Source organism: Neobacillus niacini, assembly GCF_048572935.1.
Taxonomy (GTDB): domain Bacteria; phylum Bacillota; class Bacilli; order Bacillales; family Cytobacillaceae; genus Neobacillus; species Neobacillus niacini.
The window spans coordinates 655,001-673,829 of sequence record NZ_CP183883.1 but is presented as its reverse complement, the minus strand read 5'-3'; the positions used below and the strand labels follow the sequence as shown (position 1 = coordinate 673,829).

The 18,829-nt window shown below is 40.0% G+C and carries 15 protein-coding genes and 2 rRNA genes (1 of these 17 only partly in view); 15 read left to right on the top strand and 2 right to left on the bottom strand.

Annotation, left to right across the window (positions count from 1 at the left end):
• The first annotated feature begins 2 nt into the window (after positions 1-2).
• The 11 genes from ACN6MT_RS03065 to ACN6MT_RS03015 all read left to right on the top strand — a co-directional run bounded on the left by ACN6MT_RS03065 (position 3) and on the right by ACN6MT_RS03015 (position 13,064).
• Positions 3-2,075 (top strand): glycoside hydrolase family 3 protein, encoded by a 2,073-nt coding sequence (locus tag ACN6MT_RS03065; protein WP_419954755.1) that lies wholly within the window; start codon positions 3-5, stop codon positions 2,073-2,075.
• Between the two features lie 30 nt (positions 2,076-2,105).
• Positions 2,106-3,356 (top strand): exo-beta-N-acetylmuramidase NamZ domain-containing protein, encoded by a 1,251-nt coding sequence (locus tag ACN6MT_RS03060; protein WP_419954754.1) that lies wholly within the window; start codon positions 2,106-2,108, stop codon positions 3,354-3,356.
• Between the two features lie 339 nt (positions 3,357-3,695).
• The gene (locus ACN6MT_RS03055) at positions 3,696-4,778 is read left to right on the top strand and encodes a Fe(3+) ABC transporter substrate-binding protein (RefSeq protein WP_419954753.1); all 1,083 of its coding nucleotides are present in this window, start codon (positions 3,696-3,698) and stop codon (positions 4,776-4,778) included.
• Between the two features lie 2 nt (positions 4,779-4,780).
• On the top strand, positions 4,781-6,427 hold the full coding sequence (locus tag ACN6MT_RS03050) for an ABC transporter permease (RefSeq protein WP_419954752.1): 1,647 nt from the start codon (positions 4,781-4,783) through the stop codon (positions 6,425-6,427).
• Positions 6,424-7,113, top strand: coding sequence for an ABC transporter ATP-binding protein (locus ACN6MT_RS03045; RefSeq protein ID WP_419954751.1), 690 nt, complete (start codon positions 6,424-6,426; stop codon positions 7,111-7,113). The genes ACN6MT_RS03050 and ACN6MT_RS03045 overlap by 4 nt, the downstream gene beginning before the upstream one ends.
• A gap of 193 nt (positions 7,114-7,306) precedes the next feature.
• Positions 7,307-8,323: a hypothetical protein gene (locus tag ACN6MT_RS03040; protein ID WP_419954750.1), complete on the top strand. Its 1,017-nt coding sequence runs from the start codon at positions 7,307-7,309 to the stop codon at positions 8,321-8,323.
• A gap of 79 nt (positions 8,324-8,402) precedes the next feature.
• Positions 8,403-9,089, top strand: a complete 687-nt coding sequence (locus ACN6MT_RS03035; protein ID WP_419954749.1) for a response regulator transcription factor — start codon at positions 8,403-8,405, stop codon at positions 9,087-9,089.
• Positions 9,079-10,509 (top strand): ATP-binding protein, encoded by a 1,431-nt coding sequence (locus ACN6MT_RS03030; RefSeq protein ID WP_419956369.1) that lies wholly within the window; start codon positions 9,079-9,081, stop codon positions 10,507-10,509. Before ACN6MT_RS03035 ends, ACN6MT_RS03030 begins: the two co-directional genes overlap by 11 nt.
• Before the next feature lie 79 nt (positions 10,510-10,588).
• Positions 10,589-11,032 carry a YbaK family protein gene (locus ACN6MT_RS03025; RefSeq protein WP_034676180.1) on the top strand — a complete coding sequence of 148 codons (444 nt, stop codon included), beginning with the start codon at positions 10,589-10,591 and terminating at the stop codon, positions 11,030-11,032.
• 124 nt (positions 11,033-11,156) lie between these two features.
• Positions 11,157-11,885: an N-acetylmuramoyl-L-alanine amidase CwlD gene (cwlD, locus tag ACN6MT_RS03020; RefSeq protein ID WP_268875100.1), complete on the top strand. Its 729-nt coding sequence runs from the start codon at positions 11,157-11,159 to the stop codon at positions 11,883-11,885.
• A 123-nt stretch (positions 11,886-12,008) separates the two neighbouring features.
• The gene (locus ACN6MT_RS03015) at positions 12,009-13,064 is read left to right on the top strand and encodes a P-loop NTPase (RefSeq protein ID WP_419954748.1); all 1,056 of its coding nucleotides are present in this window, start codon (positions 12,009-12,011) and stop codon (positions 13,062-13,064) included.
• Positions 13,065-13,117: 53 nt separating this feature from the next.
• On the opposite strand, the gene gerD is transcribed toward ACN6MT_RS03015, so the two are convergent.
• Positions 13,118-13,684, bottom strand: coding sequence for a spore germination lipoprotein GerD (gene gerD / locus ACN6MT_RS03010; RefSeq protein WP_034676189.1), 567 nt, complete (start codon positions 13,682-13,684; stop codon positions 13,118-13,120).
• Between the two features lie 153 nt (positions 13,685-13,837).
• Here gerD and ACN6MT_RS03005 point away from each other — a divergent pair, with 153 nt between their 5' ends.
• Complete coding sequence (locus tag ACN6MT_RS03005; protein WP_419954747.1) at positions 13,838-14,521, top strand: KinB-signaling pathway activation protein; 684 nt, start codon at positions 13,838-13,840, stop codon at positions 14,519-14,521.
• A 583-nt stretch (positions 14,522-15,104) separates the two neighbouring features.
• Here the strand turns inward: ACN6MT_RS03005 and pdaB are convergent.
• Positions 15,105-15,857 carry a polysaccharide deacetylase family sporulation protein PdaB gene (gene pdaB, locus ACN6MT_RS03000; protein WP_063254303.1) on the bottom strand — a complete coding sequence of 251 codons (753 nt, stop codon included), beginning with the start codon at positions 15,855-15,857 and terminating at the stop codon, positions 15,105-15,107.
• 140 nt (positions 15,858-15,997) lie between these two features.
• Between pdaB and ACN6MT_RS02995 the strand changes: the two genes are divergently transcribed.
• The 3 genes from ACN6MT_RS02995 to ACN6MT_RS02985 form a co-directional block, all read left to right on the top strand.
• Positions 15,998-16,228 carry a hypothetical protein gene (locus tag ACN6MT_RS02995; RefSeq protein ID WP_063254304.1) on the top strand — a complete coding sequence of 77 codons (231 nt, stop codon included), beginning with the start codon at positions 15,998-16,000 and terminating at the stop codon, positions 16,226-16,228.
• Positions 16,229-16,501: 273 nt separating this feature from the next.
• A 16S ribosomal RNA gene (locus ACN6MT_RS02990) occupies positions 16,502-18,051 on the top strand.
• Positions 18,052-18,239: 188 nt separating this feature from the next.
• Positions 18,240-18,829: ribosomal RNA gene (locus tag ACN6MT_RS02985) — 23S ribosomal RNA — on the top strand; it runs 2,347 nt beyond the window's last position.
• Together the 16S and 23S rRNA genes form the textbook arrangement of a ribosomal RNA operon.

The following is an 18,829-nucleotide window of genomic DNA, read 5'->3' as shown; positions in this document are numbered from 1 at the left end:
ACATGCGAAAATTAGTAAAGACAGTATTCACCTCGTTTCTAGCCATTGCACTATTGTTAACAGGAATTCCAATTTCAGGTGCTGTAGCTGCTTCGGACAGTAAAGATTTAGTGATAGACCTAAATGTGCCACAAGTTACACGGGAAGTGACGGATAACAAACTTGCTTTAAACGCGCTTCATATTTATGATGATGGCAGATTTCTGTTGGCCTCTGAAAATTTAAAATGGAAGTCGTCCAATAAGAATGTTGCATCTGTCTCTAAAAATGGAGAGGTAACGTTATCTGGTCACAATGGTAAAACCTTTATATCTGTCAGCGATGGCAGCTATAACGATAGAATATCGATTCAATTCAAAGGTAACCAAGAAAAAGTCATTATAGAAAAAGAAGAAGGCGCACGCTACGATCTTATCGGTAATGCCATCAAGCAGATGAGCATGGAAGAAAAGGTCGGACAAATGCTAATGCCTGATTTTAGAACCTGGAAGGGGAAAAATGTAACGGAAATGAATCCGGAAATTGCCAAGCTCGTAAAGGATTATCATCTTGGCGGTGTGATTTTATTCCGTGAGAATACGGTGTCAGCTGATCAAACAACAAAGTTAGTCAGTGCCTATCAAGAAGCTGCTGAAAAGTACGGACTGTTGATTTCGATTGATCAGGAAGGTGGAATTGTTACACGCCTGCAAACTGGTACCGACATGCCTGGGAATATGGCGTTAGGTGCGGCTAGGTCTGAAGAACTTGCTGAAAAAGTTGGACGGACAATTGGTGAGGAGCTTCATGCACTGGGTATTAACATGAATTTTGGACCGGTGTTGGATGTAAACAACAATCCAGATAATCCAGTTATAGGTGTTCGATCTTTTGGTGAGGATCCTGAGCTAGTTGCTAACCTAGGAAATGCGTATATTAAAGGACTGCATGAAACAGGGACTGCGGCGACTGCTAAGCATTTTCCTGGCCATGGAGATACTGCGGTTGATTCCCATGTAGGACTTCCATCAGTACCACATGATATTGATCGTTTGAAGAAAGTAGAATTATATCCTTTCCAGCAGGCAATGGATGCGGGAATTGATGCGATTATGTCTGCACACGTGACATTTCCGAAAATAGACGATACAAAAGCTATTTCTAAAAAGGACGGAACAGAAGTCTCTGTTCCAGGTACGCTTTCCCACAAGATATTAACAGGTCTAATGCGCGAAGAAATGGGTTTTAAAGGGGTTATTGTAACGGATGCCATGAATATGGGGGCAATAGCAGATCATTTTGGTCCTGTTGACGCAGCAATTCGTGCGGTTAAAGCAGGTACAGACATTCTCTTAATGCCGGTTGGAATAGAAGCTGTAGCTAATGGCATTTATGAGGCTGTTGCTTCAGGCGATATTTCAGAAGATAGATTAGAGCAATCCGTTGAGAGAATCTTAACACTGAAGTTAAATAGAGGAATCGTTAAGGCTGAAATGGAAAGGAGCCTCGACGATAAGGTAGCGAATGCGCTTAGAGTAGTAGGGTCAGCTGAACATAAAGCAGTTGAAAAAGAAGCAGCAGAAAAGTCCATTACTCTTGTAAAAAATGATTCCGTTCTTCCGCTTTCCGTGTCTCCTGAAGATAAGATTGTCGTAGTTGGAGGTTCTGGATTCTCGATTAATTTGCTTGCAAATGAGGTTAAAAAACACCATGCTGGCGCCGTTTATATCAATGCTTCTGATAAACTTACTGAAGCGCAGTTAGCACAAGTACAAGGTGCAAAATATATCATTGCAGGTACCTACACTTCTAGTGTTAGTGGCAGAGCACAAAACGCTAGTCAAATGGTGATGACAAGACAACTCATAGAGACTGGAGTACCTGTTATCGCTGTTGGGGCAAGAAATCCATATGACATTATGTCCTACACAAATGTAGACGCCTACCTGGTTCAATATGGTTTCAGACCAGCAAGCTTTGAAGCAGCAGCAAACACCATTTTTGGAAAGAACAATCCAACTGGAAAACTTCCAGTTACACTTTATAACCATGATGGTAGTGTATTATACAGTTTTGACCATGGGTTAGGATACTAGGCAGGGAATAAATAAAGAGGAGGGATAGTTTTGAAAAAGTGGCTTACAGGTTTATTGGTTCTCGTTTTATTACTATCTACGGTTTCTGCAGCAATGGCCAAGAACGATAAAGAGAAAAAGAATAAAAAATTCCGTTTGGGTGTTGAGGTTTTGTTGCAGGATGAAATAGATTTGATTAAGGATAAACGCGTAGGGTTGATTACTAATCCAACCGGAGTAGATCAAAACGTTACGAGTATCGTAGATTTACTCTTCAATAACCCCAATGTGAACTTGACTGCTCTTTATGGTCCAGAGCATGGTGTACGAGGAAGTGCACAAGCAGGTGCGTACGTTGAACAATATACGGATGAAAAAACAGGGCTTCCTGTTTACAGCTTATATGGAAAGACCAAAAAGCCGACACCTGAAATGCTAAGCAATGTTGATGTATTGCTATTTGATATTCAAGATGTCGGAGCACGTTTCTACACATACATTTATACAATGGCGTTAGCTATGGAAGCGGCAAAAGAGAACAATATTCCGATTATCGTTCTTGATCGTCCAAATCCAATCAGCGGTACAAAAGTCGAAGGGCCTGTACTTGAGGATAAGTATTCTTCGTTTATTGGTGAATATCCGATTCCTGTCCGCCACGGGATGACCGTGGGGGAATTGGCGAAGCTATTCAATAGTGAATTTGGGATTGGAGCCGATTTAACAGTAGTGGAAATGGATGGTTGGAAGCGGAACATGTATTTTGATGAAACGCCATCAGAATGGGTCCTTCCGTCACCAAACATGCCGACATTAGAAACGGCTGTTGTCTACCCAGGAGCTGCTCTAATTGAAGGAACCAATGTGTCGGAGGGACGAGGAACAACCAAGCCATTTGAATTGATAGGGGCACCGTTTATTAATAGTGACAACCTGGCCGCGAAGTTAAACTCTTACAAATTACCAGGCGTTACATTCCGTGCAGCGTCATTTATTCCGACATTTTCAAAACATGCAAATGTATTAAGTCACGGTATTCAAATTCATGTTACAGACAGAAACTCTTATAAGCCGTTTGAAACAGGATTGTATATTGTAAAAACAATCCATGATATGTATCCAAATGATTTCCAATTTAGAGCACCAAGTGCAGCCGGAATCTCCTTCTTTGATAACCTTGTCGGTAATGGCTCCATTCGTGCTGATATTGAAGCTGGCAAAAGTGTTGAGGAAATGAAAGCAGCATGGCAGAATGGTTTAGATGAATTTAATGAGGTTCGTGAAAAATATCTATTATATTAGTATGGATTAAGGGGCCACCATTTTTTGGTGCCTCTTTTTATTGCTACCCTTCAAGAAATAAAGCACTTAACAGGAATACAATTAATAAAAAAGATTGTGATTAAAATTATCTCCATATTCCTAATTAAGTGATTGTGGTGCTCCTATGTTCACACTCATATTTCATAGACTCTCAATCATTTTAATGGGGAGTCTTTTTTTATTATTCATACCTGAATATTTTTTGAAAAATTCAAAAGATGCATTGACAATGATAATCGTTATCAGTAAACTAAAGGTAATTGAAAATGGTTATCATTAAACGACAAAATATTATTTATCGAAAAGGGGAAACAAACAATGTATATAACAAAATGGTTTAAACCTGTGATGGCTAGTGCAATTCTTGCCGTAGGTCTGGCTGGCTGCGGCTCAAACCAAAACAGTTCGGATTCAGATAAGGAAACAACGAAAAAGACTACAACAAAAAACGAGGTTGTTAATGTTTATACTGCCAGACATTATGAGGCAGATGATGAAGTATATAAAATGTTTACGGAAGAAACAGGGATTAAAGTAAATGTTGTAAAAGCGGAGGCAGAGGAATTAATTGAACGTTTAAAGCGTGAAGGGGAAAGCACTCAAGCGGATTTATTTTTAACGGTGGATGGAGGAGTTCTAGCTAATGCAAAAAAGAATGACATCCTTCAGCCTGTAACCTCAGAAGTAATAGACAAAAATGTACCGGAAAATTTAAGAGATAAAGAGGACTTCTGGGTAGGAATGGCAACAAGAGCACGAGTGATTGTTTATGCGAAAGACCGAGTAAAACCAGAAGAATTATCTACATATGAAAACTTAACAGATGATCAATGGAAAGGTAAGGTTCTTGCACGTTCATCAACAAGCCTATACAATCAATCGTTACTTGCTTCTTTTATTGAACTAAATGGTGAAGAAAAAGCAGAGCAATGGGCTGAGGGAATTGTCAAAAACTTTGCCCGCCAGCCTGATGGCGGTGACCGTGACCAGGCAAAAGCAATTGCAGCTGGGACTGGTGATGTAGCCATTATGAACACTTACTACGTTGGTTTACTAGCAAATTCTGAAGATCCGGAAGAAGTGAAGGTGGCTGAAAGTATCGGAGTGTTTTATCCAAACCAAGAAACGAATGGTACCCACGTTAATATCAGTGGAATTGGATTAACAAAACATAGCAAAAATAAAGAAAATGCGGTTAAATTAATTGAATATATGACAGATGTGGAAGCACAAGAATATTTATCAGCAAACAACTATGAGTTCCCAGTTAACCAAAAAGCAAAACAGCCTGAATTACTTCAATCATGGGGAGAATTCAAAATGCAGGAATTAAATTTTGAAACCTTGGGTGAACATAATGCAAAAGCAATCGAAATCTTTAATAAGACAGGTTGGAAATAGACATGAAACTTGAAAGTGTTAAGCGCTATGCAAAAAAAGAGCTTAACGGATGGTGGATTATCAGCTTAATAGGGGCAGCAGTTATTCTGTTGCCCATCCTTTACGTTTTCCTAGAAATATTTCAAGAGCCAAATGAAAATTGGTACCAAATTCGCGAGTATTTATTGGGGAATTATGTAATAAACACCTTAATCCTGGTTTTCTTTACCGGGATTCTTACTATTTTTTTAGGTGTCACACTTGCTTGGCTGACTTCAGCGTATGATTTTCCGTTCCGTAAGTTTTTTCGCTGGGGATTAATCCTCCCACTTGCGATTCCGCCTTATATTGCAGCGTATACCTACCGAACCATGCTGAGTTATACAGGCATCGTTCAAAGTACATTACGAAATCAATGGGACGTTCAAATTAATCCTGAACTATTATCATTTTCCTCCTTACGTGGGGCTATTTTCGTTTTTACGATATTTTTGTTTCCATATGTCTATATTATTGCTAGAGCATTTTTGGAAAGCCAAAGTTCATCATATATTGAAAATGCAAGACTACTTGGAAGAAGGCCTACGGCAGTATTTTTTAAAATCGTGCTTCCGCTTGCTAGACCAGCCATTATAGGTGGAGCAGGATTAGTCATTTTTGAGGTGCTGAGTGACTACGGAGTTACCAGCTATTTTGGAATTCACACGATTACGACAGCAATTTTTCAAACATGGTTCGGTATGTATGATGTGGATACTGCTATGCGGCTCGCTGCTTGGCTTATGTTTATCATCATTGGAGTATTCATTTTAGAGAGATTGCTTAGACAAAGAAAGAGATACCATCTAAGTAATAAGTCCAAACCGCTTGTTCCTATTAAATTAAAAGGTGTACCAGCTGCAGCAGCTTTTATATTTTGTACCATTGTATTATCTTTAGGATTTATCATCCCTTTATTTCAACTAATTGCCTGGGCTGGGTTGACGTTTGATAAGGTTTGGGACATATCCTTTTTTACTTTATTGACTCAGACAGTTTCTATAGCAGCAATCTCTACAGCCATCATCATTATTGTTGCTACTATCATTGCGAATGTATGCCGATCAAAATGGGCATTTCCATATATATTGTCAAAAGTGATTACTTCTGGTTATTCAATACCCGGTGCTATTATTGCTATTGGTGTATTAGCTGTCTTCATACAACTTGATGAAACGCTGGCACCACTTTATTCTTATATGGGGCTCGGGGATGCTCCATTACTTTTAAGCATGTCAATTGTAATGCTGATTGTTGGTTACGTTATTCGTTTTATGGCTACAGGGTACAATGCGGTTGAAGTGGGTTTTGAAAAGATAGGTACGAAATATACCGAGGCCTCTAGATTACTAGGCCATGGAATAACGAAAACGTTTTTTAGAGTGGAATTACCATTAATTAAAGGTGCACTATTCAGCGGCTTTATTTTAACATTTGTTGAAATTTGTAAGGAATTGCCCTTAGTATTGTTATTAAGGCCATTTAACTTCGAGACATTGGCGACCAAAACTTTTCAATATGCAAAAGATGAGATGATTCATGAGGCAGCAATTCCTTCCCTGATGATTATCGTGATCAGCACCATGTCTGTAGTTGTTTTTCATTTGATAGATAAGAGGGTGAAAAAATGAAAATTTTAGAGATCAAGGGGCTGACTTTTTCATTTACGCAATCAAAAGAACCTGTCATTAACGATTTTTCTTTTTCTATGAATAAGGGCGAGATTGTGGGTATCTTAGGGCCAAGCGGGAGTGGAAAAAGTACACTGCTTCGGCTGATTGCAGGACTAGAGATACCAAACAAAGGTGCTATTCATATAGCAGAAGCTCCAGTAGTGACTGAAAAGCTATTTGTTCAGCCGGAAGATCGGAGTGTAGGTATGGTCTTTCAAGATTATGTCCTGTTTCCGCATATGACAGTAAAGGATAATCTCCTTTTTGGGCTCGTGCGTACAAGCAGAAATGAGCGTAAATCACGTCTGAAAGAAATGCTCGAACTCGTTCAAATGGAAGAGTTTGAGCTTCGTTATCCTCATGAATTGAGCGGTGGACAGCAGCAACGAATTGCTTTGGCTCGTGCACTTGCCCCACAGCCTAAAGTGCTGTTAATGGATGAACCTTTTAGTAATTTAGATTCCGATTTAAAAGACTCAATCAGGTTAGAACTTCGCTCAATCCTGAAAAAAACCGGTATCACATGTATTTTGGTTACACATGACCGCAATGATGTAGAGGCAATCTGTGATCGTAGTATTTCAATGAGCCGTATAGGTGATGGAAATGTATCCTCTATTGAAAAGCGTATTAGAATAAAGTAGATATTAAAATAAACTTCACAAGGAAAACCCTTCAATTATGCAACATAAAAAGACACTCATCCAATATGGTTGAGGTCTTTTTATGTTTAGAAAAATATTTTCATTTGACATCCTCCTGACTTATTTGGCCGTTAAAGTAATTGTACAAGGTTCAGCAAGTACAAGAGCCTGCTAAAATCAGGAGGTAATTTAAATGAAAAAATCTGTATTGGGGTTAACGGTTGCAGGTGTCTTATTGCTAGGAGGTTATGCAACTACCACGCTTGCAAACGATGACCCAACGAGCAGCACGGGTACAAAGGTTGAAAATATGATAAAGGGCTTTAAAGGCATGATGGGTTTTGGACATAGGGGTATGGATTCAGAAGAACTATTGGCCCAAGCAAAGAGCTTGGGAATTGAAACCAGCGGCAAAGACGCTGAAACGTTAATGGAGGAAATCCAAGCAGCACGTATAAAGCAGGAAGCGAAGGATTTAGGTATCAAGACAACTGATAAGGATATTAATACTCTTGCAAAGGAAGTACAATTAGCCAAATTGCAAGAGAAAGCTAAGTCATTAGATATCAAGTCAGATGGAAAGGATGCACAATCACTGCTTCAGGAAATCCGCTTAGCTGAGCTTCAAAAGGAAGCAAAAGCGCTAGGCGTAACAATTGATGGTAAAGATGCAGAAACATTAATGAAGGATATTAGACAAGCTGATCTGAATAAGAAGGCAAAAGAGTTAGGAATTACAACTGAAGGGAAAGATTTAACCACACTAACACAGGAAGTATATACCGCAACCGTCAATAAGGAGGCAAAAGAACTAGGTATAAGTATAGAAGGAAAGGAAATGAACGAAATTGCCCAAGAAGTTTACAAGGCAAAAGTATTAGCGGACGCAAAGGAATATAATATTACGATCGACGCAAAAACGATTCAACAGATTGCTGATGAAGTGCGAGATCAAAAAATAGCAAAATTAGCAAAAGATTTGGGAATCGCTACTACGGATAAATCAACACAAGAAATCATAAGTGAAATAGAAAAGAAGGATGCTGCGAAGTTAAAAGAACTACTCGGTAATGACACATTCGGAATGTTTGGCAAGAGAATGGGCGGCCCTGGTCATAGAGGCGGTGCACATGGCGGCGGTATGCATAAAGGCGGCGATGGGCAACCGGGAGTAGTTGGCACCACTCCTAGTAGCAATATGGGAGTTTAAACTATATTAGTCAAAATCCTCGGTATATTCCACCCGAGGATTTTCTAGTATAGTTAAAGAGATTGGAGGTTGTTAAGTAATGAAAACCATTTTGGTTGTTGAAGATGAACAGACAATCTCCAGAGTATTGGCTGTTTACTTACAGCATGCAGGCTATCATGTCGTACAAGCCTACGATGGAGATGAAGCATTGCGTTTATTTCATGAGAATTGTCCAAATCTTGTATTACTTGACGTTATGCTGCCAGGTAGAAACGGCTGGAGTATTCTAGAAGATATTCGAAAAATTAGTGCCTGTCCAGTGATTATGCTAACCGCTCTAGGGGATATTGATTATCGTCTTAAGGGATTAAATCAAGGAGCAGATGATTATATCACAAAACCATTTGTTGGTGAGGAAGTCATAGCACGTGTAAATGCTGTGCTGCGGCGTTCAGCAAATGTTCTTGATACAGAAAACAGTAAGCAGTTTGGCAGTTTAAAAATAAACCTTGATTCTCATGTTGTAACTATTAATGGAGAAGAGGTTATTTTAACACCTAAAGACCTCAGTTTGCTTATCTTTTTAGCAGAAAGGCCTAATAGAACCTTTACAAGAGACGACCTTATCGAAAGTGTCTGGGGAATGGATTATGAAGGCAGTGATCGTGCTGTTGATTTAGCAATTAAACGGATACGGCAAGCATTGTGTGAATGGCCAGTCTCGCAAGGCGAAATACGTACCCATCGGGGATTGGGGTATCAATTCTGTGTTTATGAAAAATAAGAAACGAACGACATTACTTACGTATTGGACAACAAGATACCTTGTTACGCTTATTATTGGATTAGTCCTATTAGGTGCTGGATCTTTATGGTGGATTCAAAAAGCCACCTTGGAGAATCGTTTGAAGTTAATGGAATATTTAGCGGTTGAAACTGCAAATCGAGTAACTCAATCAAATGGAATGATGGAGGTTGATCCATTTTTTAATCGTATGCTGGAAGAACGAGCTAGAGTCCTTCAATTAGAAAAAGAGCCAGAGCTATTTATCACCAATTTAAAGGGGGAAGAGATTTTTTCAAGACCGCGGCATATGAACCCTGGACGAATGGGGCCGCGGAACCAGAACAAAATTGAAATTCCCGGTGAGGTTTTTGAGAATAAAGAAACCATACAAAGGCTCGATGTAGATGATATCGGTGTGATGTATGCTATCAAATCGCCGATTATGAAAAATAACGACCAAATTGGCTGGGTTGTGTTAATGCAAAGCGGAGAGGAATTGTCAGAGGTTAATCAGGAATATCGTCTATTATTTATTTTATTAGGAGGCTTAGGATTATTAGGTTGGCTTGTGATATACCTGCTCTCGAAGAAAATATTAAAGCCCATTCAAGATGTGGCACATGCGGCGGCGCAAATCAAAGAGGGGAATTATGAGCTTAACTTAAATACAGAATCAAACGAACAGGAAATTTATGAACTCGTCAGTTCCTTTGCGGAGATGACGAAGCGCCTGATGCAGCTTGAAAAACTTCGTGCTGAATTATTTGCGGGTGTTACACATGATCTAAAAACACCTGTAACCTCCATTAGCGGACTGATCCAAGCAGTGCGTGATGGAGTTGTCACGGGTGAGGAAAGGGAAGAGTTTCTTGATATTACACTCAAGGAAGTCACTCGGCTCCAAACCATGATTGCAGATTTATTAGATTTTAATTCCTTAGCTGCAGGGGCCTTTTCCATCAGACTAGAAAATCACAATTTGAATGAGCTTATAAAGAACATTGTCCGTGCATGGGCGGTAACACAGCCTCAACCGATTGATTATCAAGTCAATGTGCCTAATGAAACCTTGTACCGGTACATCGATCCATTGCGGTTACAGCAAATCATGATTAACCTGTTAAACAACTCCTATCAATCACTCGATGGCCAGGGTTCAATAATAGTAAGGCTGACAGATTGCGGTATTGACATATCAGATACGGGATCTGGAATTCCAGAAGAAGAACAGCCTTATATATTTGAAAGATTTTTCCGTGGAGAAAAGAAAAAATTAAAGGTAAGAGGTCTTGGTTTAGGTTTGCCTTTCAGTAAAATGCTTACAAAAGCCCTTGATGGAGATTTAATTTTATCCGAAAGCAGCAACAGGGGAAGTACGTTTTCAATTATTTGGAATAAAGATGACACGATTCAATAAAAATTGGCAATTGAAAACGCTGTTGAATTTGAATTTCTTATGCCTATAGGATGAAGAATAGTCCTAAGAGGTGAAAAGAGTGACTGTCATTACTACCTTTAAAGAAAAGCGTCGCGATAAACAAATCAAATACGAGCGGTCTGTTTTAAAGGACTTGTCTGTTAAAATGTTAAAAGAACGGGTGCAGCAATATTTTGGCTCATCCAGAATTGCGTCAACTTTTATCATGAATACAGGCATTGAAGAAGCCTGTTATGATGTAGCATTAGAAGCGTACTTATTAGGAGCTAAATTTAGCAAATTTGGTTATTACGGCGAAAATATAGATGATGTTCGAAAACGTTGTTATAGAGAAGAGAAGCATTTAATTGATACGCTCTACAATTTTCTCCTTTATTGGGGAAATGGTGAAGAAGGGACCATGAGTGAAACCCTTTATTATTCCTGTGAGGGGTATATTGATACCTGGTGGAAAGAAGGGTATGAAAAAGCTCAGCGACGCCGCAAGCTACGATTGCATTAATCAAATGGCATATTCAAGCACCAGGATTAGCGATAATCCTGGGTTTAACATTTCTTCCTGTTCTAAACAGTCCCCTTGTCCCATATAGTAAAGTGAATAGGGACGAGCGGGAAGGATGATTTGGGTGTCAAAGAAAAAATTTAAGGTCATTGGTTTTTCAGTTGGTTTACTTCTGTTATTTTTGATCTTACAATATGATTTTGTTAAAGAGGATACATGGGGCGATTCTTGGAATCTTCCGCTATCCGGCAAAATCATTTTACTTGACCCTGGCCATGGCGGTCCAGATGGTGGAGCAGGAAATTCCAAAGTGTTAGAAAAAGATATTGCCTTGGATATTTCATTAAAGGTCAGAGACTATCTTCAGGAACAGGGAGCCTTAGTGGTCATGACCCGTGAAACAGATAAAGATCTAGCTGATGAAGGAACAAAAGGATACAGTAGGAGAAAAGTAGAAGATTTAAAAAAACGTTTAAAAATGATAAACAACTCCGATAATGATTTTTTTGTCAGCATTCATTTGAACGCTATTCCTTCTTCAAGATGGAGTGGAGCGCAAACATTTTATGCTCCTCATTTCAAAGAAAATGCCAAAGCAGCAAAATTCATCCAGGATGAACTGATTGTTAATTTAGAGAATACAACGAGAAAAGCGAAGCCTATTAATTCCGTCTATATTTTAAAAAATGCTAAAAAGCCTGGGGTGTTAGTGGAGGTAGGCTTCCTTTCAAATCCAAATGAAAGAGAGCAATTAAAGAAGGAGGCCTACCAGGAGAAAATAGCAGCTTCCATCTATCAAGGTGTCCTTCGATATTTCACCAATGAAAAGGAATTAAAGATTGAGGATGAATAAAGGTGTTTAAACACCTTCTTTTTTTTGAAATCATAGTGGATGTGATTCATTTAACTGCTTCTAGAAAAGAATATGGTATACTGAAAACTGGAAACGAATTCATAAGGTGAGGTGTTTGTTTACATGTTAACAGAAGTAAAAGTCCGTGAAGTACTAGGCAGCTTAAAAGAACCATTTTTACATAAAACGTTAGATGAATTAAATGCAATTGAAGAAGTAAAAATCAAAGAAGAGAAAAGCCATGTCAGCGTAAAATTACAGATTGCGAAAACTGGAACCGCTGAACAATTACAGCTTCAAACACAAGTGGTGAATTTGCTGAAAGAGGCTGGTGCCCAAACGGTTGGAATCCGTTTTAGTGAACTGCCTGAGGCGGTATTAGCGGAACACCGTGCTACTGCAAGTGAATCAGAAGACAAGGGATTGCTTTCTTCTAATAAAACAACATTTATTGCCATTGCAAGTGGTAAAGGCGGGGTTGGTAAATCCACCGTCTCGGTAAACCTTGCCGTAGCACTCGCGCGTCTAGGTAAAAAAGTTGGCTTAATTGATGCTGATATTTATGGATTTAGTGTTCCGGATATGATGGGAATTACGAAAAGACCAGTTGTCAGAGGAGAAAAAATTCTTCCTGTTGAACGCTTTGGGGTAAAAGTTATTTCCATGGGCTTTTTTGTAGAAGATAATTCCCCGATCATCTGGCGCGGGCCGATGTTAGGGAAAATGCTAAATAGCTTCTTTAATGAAGTCGAATGGGGAGAAATTGAATACTTACTATTAGACCTGCCTCCTGGAACAGGAGATGTTGCATTAGATGTTCATACGATGCTTCCTGCTTGTAAAGAAGTGATTGTAACCACTCCACACCCAACTGCGGCATTTGTTGCGGCACGTGCTGGGGCGATGGCATTGCGTACCGATCATGAGATTTTAGGGATTATCGAAAATATGGCTTACTTTGAAAGTAAACTGACAGGTGAAAAAGAATATGTATTCGGTAAAGGCGGCGGTGATAAATTAGCCGAGGATTTAAACTCAGAAGTGCTTGGCCGTTTACCGCTCAATCAGCCTGATTGGAATGACGAGGATTTTGCGCCATCAATCTATCAAGAAGATCATCAATTAGGAAAAATTTATCTAGAGATTGCAGAGAAAATGACAAGTCGTTTAAATAAATAAAAGAATGCCTCTTCCAAGTGCGGAAGAGGCATTTTTTTGAAATCCCAAGCTTTTTATTTTTTCTCTTCTTCTTTCTGTGTTTCCTCAGCGGCTTTTAGGAGTAATTCCTGCATTTTTACTTTAAAAAGAGGGCTTTCAAGTGTTTCAGAGATAACGGTTTGAAGATGTTCTCGATATTCTTTGCTTTTTAGCGCATCTGCCATTTCTTTCTGAATTTCTGGTTCTTTAAAAACCTCTATCATCATGGCTCTATACTCAGGATCTTTCATTAAATCCTTTAAAAGTTTTTCATTCTCGGATCTCATGTTTTTTGCTACGCCCTCTGCGAATTTGGCGTCACTAAAGGTTTTCTTCCAAAATTCTGTCGCAGCATCAGAGGTTAGGGTTTGCTGAATGGTATCAGACACCACTTTCTGGTCCATTACTAGCGTTTCTTTCATTTTTTCATCAGACATAACCTCTTGTAGTGCTTTCTTGCCGTCATCTGTTTTAAGTATATCAACAACCATTTTCTTTGTTGCTTCATAATCTATTTGATCTCCACCGCTAGCTTCAGGAGAAGCACAACTAGACAGAAGCATAGTGATCAGCAAGGGGAGCATCAGCTTTTTTGCTTTCATTTAAAAAAGCTCCTTTCACATAATAGTCCTTAATTTTTAGGATGAAGAAAAGCACCTTAGATTATGCGTAAAGAAATTGAAAAGATGGATTTTTTATATTCGGATTGGTACAATCAGTATGGTATTTATTTTTTGTTATTGGAGGATAATTGTGTGACGAGTCGTATTTGGGTCAGGCTGTTTATGACTACGCTTTTAATTGGCGGAATTACATCAGCAATTGTAGGTTTTATTATCAATTGGAATGAATATGTGCACTATTTTATCGATTTTCGAGTGATCAATATATTATCTGCCCTTTTTTGGTTTATTTTATGGGGCATTCTTTATAGTGTGGTTAGTCAAATGGGCTTTTTCGCCTATCTAACGGTTCACCGTTTTGGTTTAGGTATTTTTAAATCCGTTTCACTTTGGAATGGAGTTCAAGTTATATTAATTCTATTTGTGTTATTTGACCTTGTATATTTGCGCTATGAGACATTTGCAAAAACTGGGGAAAGCCTCCTATCATATATCGTGCTGGCTGCCTTGCTGCTAATTCCTTCGTTAGTTACTGCTTGGTTTAAGGCGAAACAAACCAATCGGGAAGCATTTATTCCAGCACTCTTTTTCATGATTGTTGTAACTGTTATAGAATGGTTCCCTGTGTTACGAGTAAATGAACCTAGCTGGGTTTATTTAATGTTGTTTTCCTTATTAGCTTGTAATGCGTATCAACTATTAATTCTTCATAAACTAAATATGCAGTCACAGCAGCATAGACAAAGTAAGCAATCTTCTTCTAGCAATAAAAAAACAAAATCCCCGAAAAAATTAAGCAAAAAAACCGTTCATTAAAATTTAGAGGTTCAAACAATATAAAACACATAAAAAAACGCACTTGAATTCACATTATAATTCATAGTGCGTTTTTTCTTGATCGTGTGAATCTTTGTGATTTGGTACTTGTGGCAAAGCGATTGTCCCCCTCAACGCATCTAAATGAGGTTTACTTGGTTAGGAAGGCTTATTCTTAATTGAGTAACCAGTGATTTTAAAATAACCGGAGATTTTTCGGTTAGATGGCAGAACAGAGCCCGTTCGGGGTATATAAGCGGAGATTTTTCGATTAAGCAAGGCAAAATTACACATTTCCATATTTTCGTGTCGATAGTCGGAATCCTTCCGTCTATTTAAGTGATTTTCAGTGCTATTTCCAAATTAAGAGGAATTTCTCCGCTTATTGATCAAACTTGCTTTAGCAGCTAATGAACTTTGTAAAACTTTCAGTTGGTTTCATTAAAAAAAGGCATAGAGATATTTTCATCTCTAAGCCCTTTTGACTGTGGAATGTACTGTGAAGTTGATGTGATATTTTATTTGATTTACCGTTTTGCACCTTAAAGGTAAACCATCTGTAAAATTATTAGACGCTTTTTCGTTATTTAATTTCCCTTGACTCAACAACGCCATTAGCAATTAGCTGTGATACTGTTACCAGTTTAAGTCCCTTTCCCTGCAAGTCTTGAATGATTCCTGGTAAAGCATTTGCCGTCTGTTTAGCTGAATCTGAGGCATGGAGAAGAATGATATCTCCTTTAGCAGCCTTCTTTACATTCTCTTGTATTTGCTTTACCCCAGGGTTGGTCCAATCCTTAGAGTCTACACTCCAATGAACCATCGTGTACCCATATCGTTCCGCTATTTTTAAGGAACGTTGATCAAAATGACCAGTAGGAGCCCGTAGAAGCTTGATGTCCTTAATATTTAACTTTCTGAAGGCTTCCTTTGCTTTTGAAATATCCTTTCCGATTTTCACATCTTCTAATTCTGTATAATCTTCATAGGCATACCCAAGAATCCCAATTTCGTAACCTTCCTTGACAATCCTGCTAACTATATCCGGATGCCGCTCAGCCCATGAACCAGCTAAAAAGAAGGTTGCTGCTTTGACGTTTTCCTTTTTTAGTGCATCCAAAATGGGTTCTGCTTTTTCATCACCCCAACCAATATTAAAGGTTAGAGCTATATCCTTTTCCCCGCGATAGACAGCTTTAGGACCGTCCTTTGTTGAAAAAACTGGAGATAACGAGAGATTTCCCATAAATAAAAACAATGCGGTAAAAAAAGCAGCGACTACTATCAAAATGGTTTGTTTTACAGATCTACTATTTAATACAAAAAAGAAATTCATATATACCACCTCGTCCATTGCTATCCTTGTCTCATACCTATGCGTATTTTTAAATTAATATGATTAAGAAAAAAATAATTATAAATTTTACTAATTTGGAAAAGACTACTATAACTACATAATTCGTAAAGGGTGATTCAATGTTTGGGCTTCTCATAAATGAAAAAGAAGTAAAAGAAATGGAATACCTGATTAAGCGAGAGATGGATGAAATCTTATTTGATTTAAAAGATAATCGTATTGACCATATAGTAAAGCGCGCAATGGAAGAGCGGTATAAGATTTTATTTACCCTATTTAAAAGAGTGGCCTCACCAAATGAATGTCTGAAGTACATGAGAAGAGATAATAAAAGCAGGAAGAAAGGATAAATATCTCTTAAAAAAAAGAAAGAATTAATTTAAAATAGTGTGTTGACTTTTGAATCATATGTTGGTATATTAATAAACGTCGCTGCTGACGTAAATAAATAACTCGAAAAAAGTTATTGACTTTACATGTTGGCTATGATAAATTAATAAAGTCGCTTTTAGGTGACACAGTGAATTTGTCCTTTGAAAACTAAACAAACAAGAACGTCAACAAACAATTTTTTAGCTTTTTATAAAAGCTAAGCCAACGTAACAAAATGAGCTATATCAACTTTCTTGGAGAGTTTGATCCTGGCTCAGGACGAACGCTGGCGGCGTGCCTAATACATGCAAGTCGAGCGAATCTTGAGGTGCTTGCACCTCTTGGTTAGCGGCGGACGGGTGAGTAACACGTGGGCAACCTGCCTGTAAGACTGGGATAACTTCGGGAAACCGGAGCTAATACCGGATAATCCTTTTCCTCGCATGAGGAAAATTTGAAAGTCGGTTTACGCTGACACTTACAGATGGGCCCGCGGCGCATTAGCTAGTTGGTGAGGTAACGGCTCACCAAGGCGACGATGCGTAGCCGACCTGAGAGGGTGATCGGCCACACTGGGACTGAGACACGGCCCAGACTCCTACGGGAGGCAGCAGTAGGGAATCTTCCGCAATGGACGAAAGTCTGACGGAGCAACGCCGCGTGAGCGATGAAGGCCTTCGGGTCGTAAAGCTCTGTTGTTAGGGAAGAACAAGTACCGGAGTAACTGCCGGTACCTTGACGGTACCTAACCAGAAAGCCACGGCTAACTACGTGCCAGCAGCCGCGGTAATACGTAGGTGGCAAGCGTTGTCCGGAATTATTGGGCGTAAAGCGCGCGCAGGCGGTCCTTTAAGTCTGATGTGAAAGCCCACGGCTCAACCGTGGAGGGTCATTGGAAACTGGGGGACTTGAGTACAGAAGAGGAAAGCGGAATTCCACGTGTAGCGGTGAAATGCGTAGAGATGTGGAGGAACACCAGTGGCGAAGGCGGCTTTCTGGTCTGTAACTGACGCTGAGGCGCGAAAGCGTGGGGAGCAAACAGGATTAGATACCCTGGTAGTCCACGCCGTAAACGATGAGTGCTAAGTGTTAGAGGGTTTCCGCCCTTTAGTGCTGCAGCTAACGCATTAAGCACTCCGCCTGGGGAGTACGGCCGCAAGGCTGAAACTCAAAGGAATTGACGGGGGCCCGCACAAGCGGTGGAGCATGTGGTTTAATTCGAAGCAACGCGAAGAACCTTACCAGGTCTTGACATCCTCTGACACTCCTAGAGATAGGATTTTCCCCTTCGGGGGACAGAGTGACAGGTGGTGCATGGTTGTCGTCAGCTCGTGTCGTGAGATGTTGGGTTAAGTCCCGCAACGAGCGCAACCCTTGATCTTAGTTGCCAGCATTCAGTTGGGCACTCTAAGGTGACTGCCGGTGACAAACCGGAGGAAGGTGGGGATGACGTCAAATCATCATGCCCCTTATGACCTGGGCTACACACGTGCTACAATGGATGGTACAAAGGGCTGCAAGACCGCGAGGTTTAGCCAATCCCATAAAACCATTCTCAGTTCGGATTGCAGGCTGCAACTCGCCTGCATGAAGCCGGAATCGCTAGTAATCGCGGATCAGCATGCCGCGGTGAATACGTTCCCGGGCCTTGTACACACCGCCCGTCACACCACGAGAGTTTGTAACACCCGAAGTCGGTGGGGTAACCGTAAGGAGCCAGCCGCCTAAGGTGGGACAGATGATTGGGGTGAAGTCGTAACAAGGTAGCCGTATCGGAAGGTGCGGCTGGATCACCTCCTTTCTAAGGAAAATGCAGTCCTTGTGGACTGATAAAACGTTGATGGTTACTTGTTTGTTTAGTTTTGAGAGTGCAATCTCTCTATCAAATTCGTTCTTTGAAAACTAGATAATCGTAAGAAGAAGTCAAAGTAAAACCGAGAATCGCCACATTAGTTTTTCTCTCTTATTTATTAAGAGAATAACCATTTAGGTTAAGTTAGAAAGGGCGCACGGTGGATGCCTTGGCACTAGGAGCCGATGAAGGACGGGACTAACACCGATATGCTTCGGGGAGCTGTAAGTAAGCTTTGATCCGGAGATTTCCGAATGGGGGAACCCACTGCTCGTAATGGAGCAGTATCTTTACCTGAATACATAGGGTATTGAAGGCAGACCCGGGGAACTGAAACATCTAAGTACCCGGAGGAAGAGAAAGCAAACGCGATTCCCTGAGTAGCGGCGAGCGAAACGGGACATAGCCCAAACCAAGAGGCTTGCCTCTTGGGGTTGTAGGACACTCAACATGGAGTTACAAAGGAACGGGGTAGATGAAGCGATCTGGAAAGGTCCGTCATAGAAGGTAAGAACCCTGTAGTTGAAACTTCGTTCCCTCCTGAGTGGATCCTGAGTACGGCCGGACACGTGAAATCCGGTCGGAAGCTGGGAGGACCATCTCCCAAGGCTAAATACTCCCTAGTGACCGATAGTGAACCAGTACCGTGAGGGAAAGGTGAAAAGCACCCCGGAAGGGGAGTGAAAGAGATCCTGAAACCGTGTGCCTACAAGTAGTTAGAGCCCGT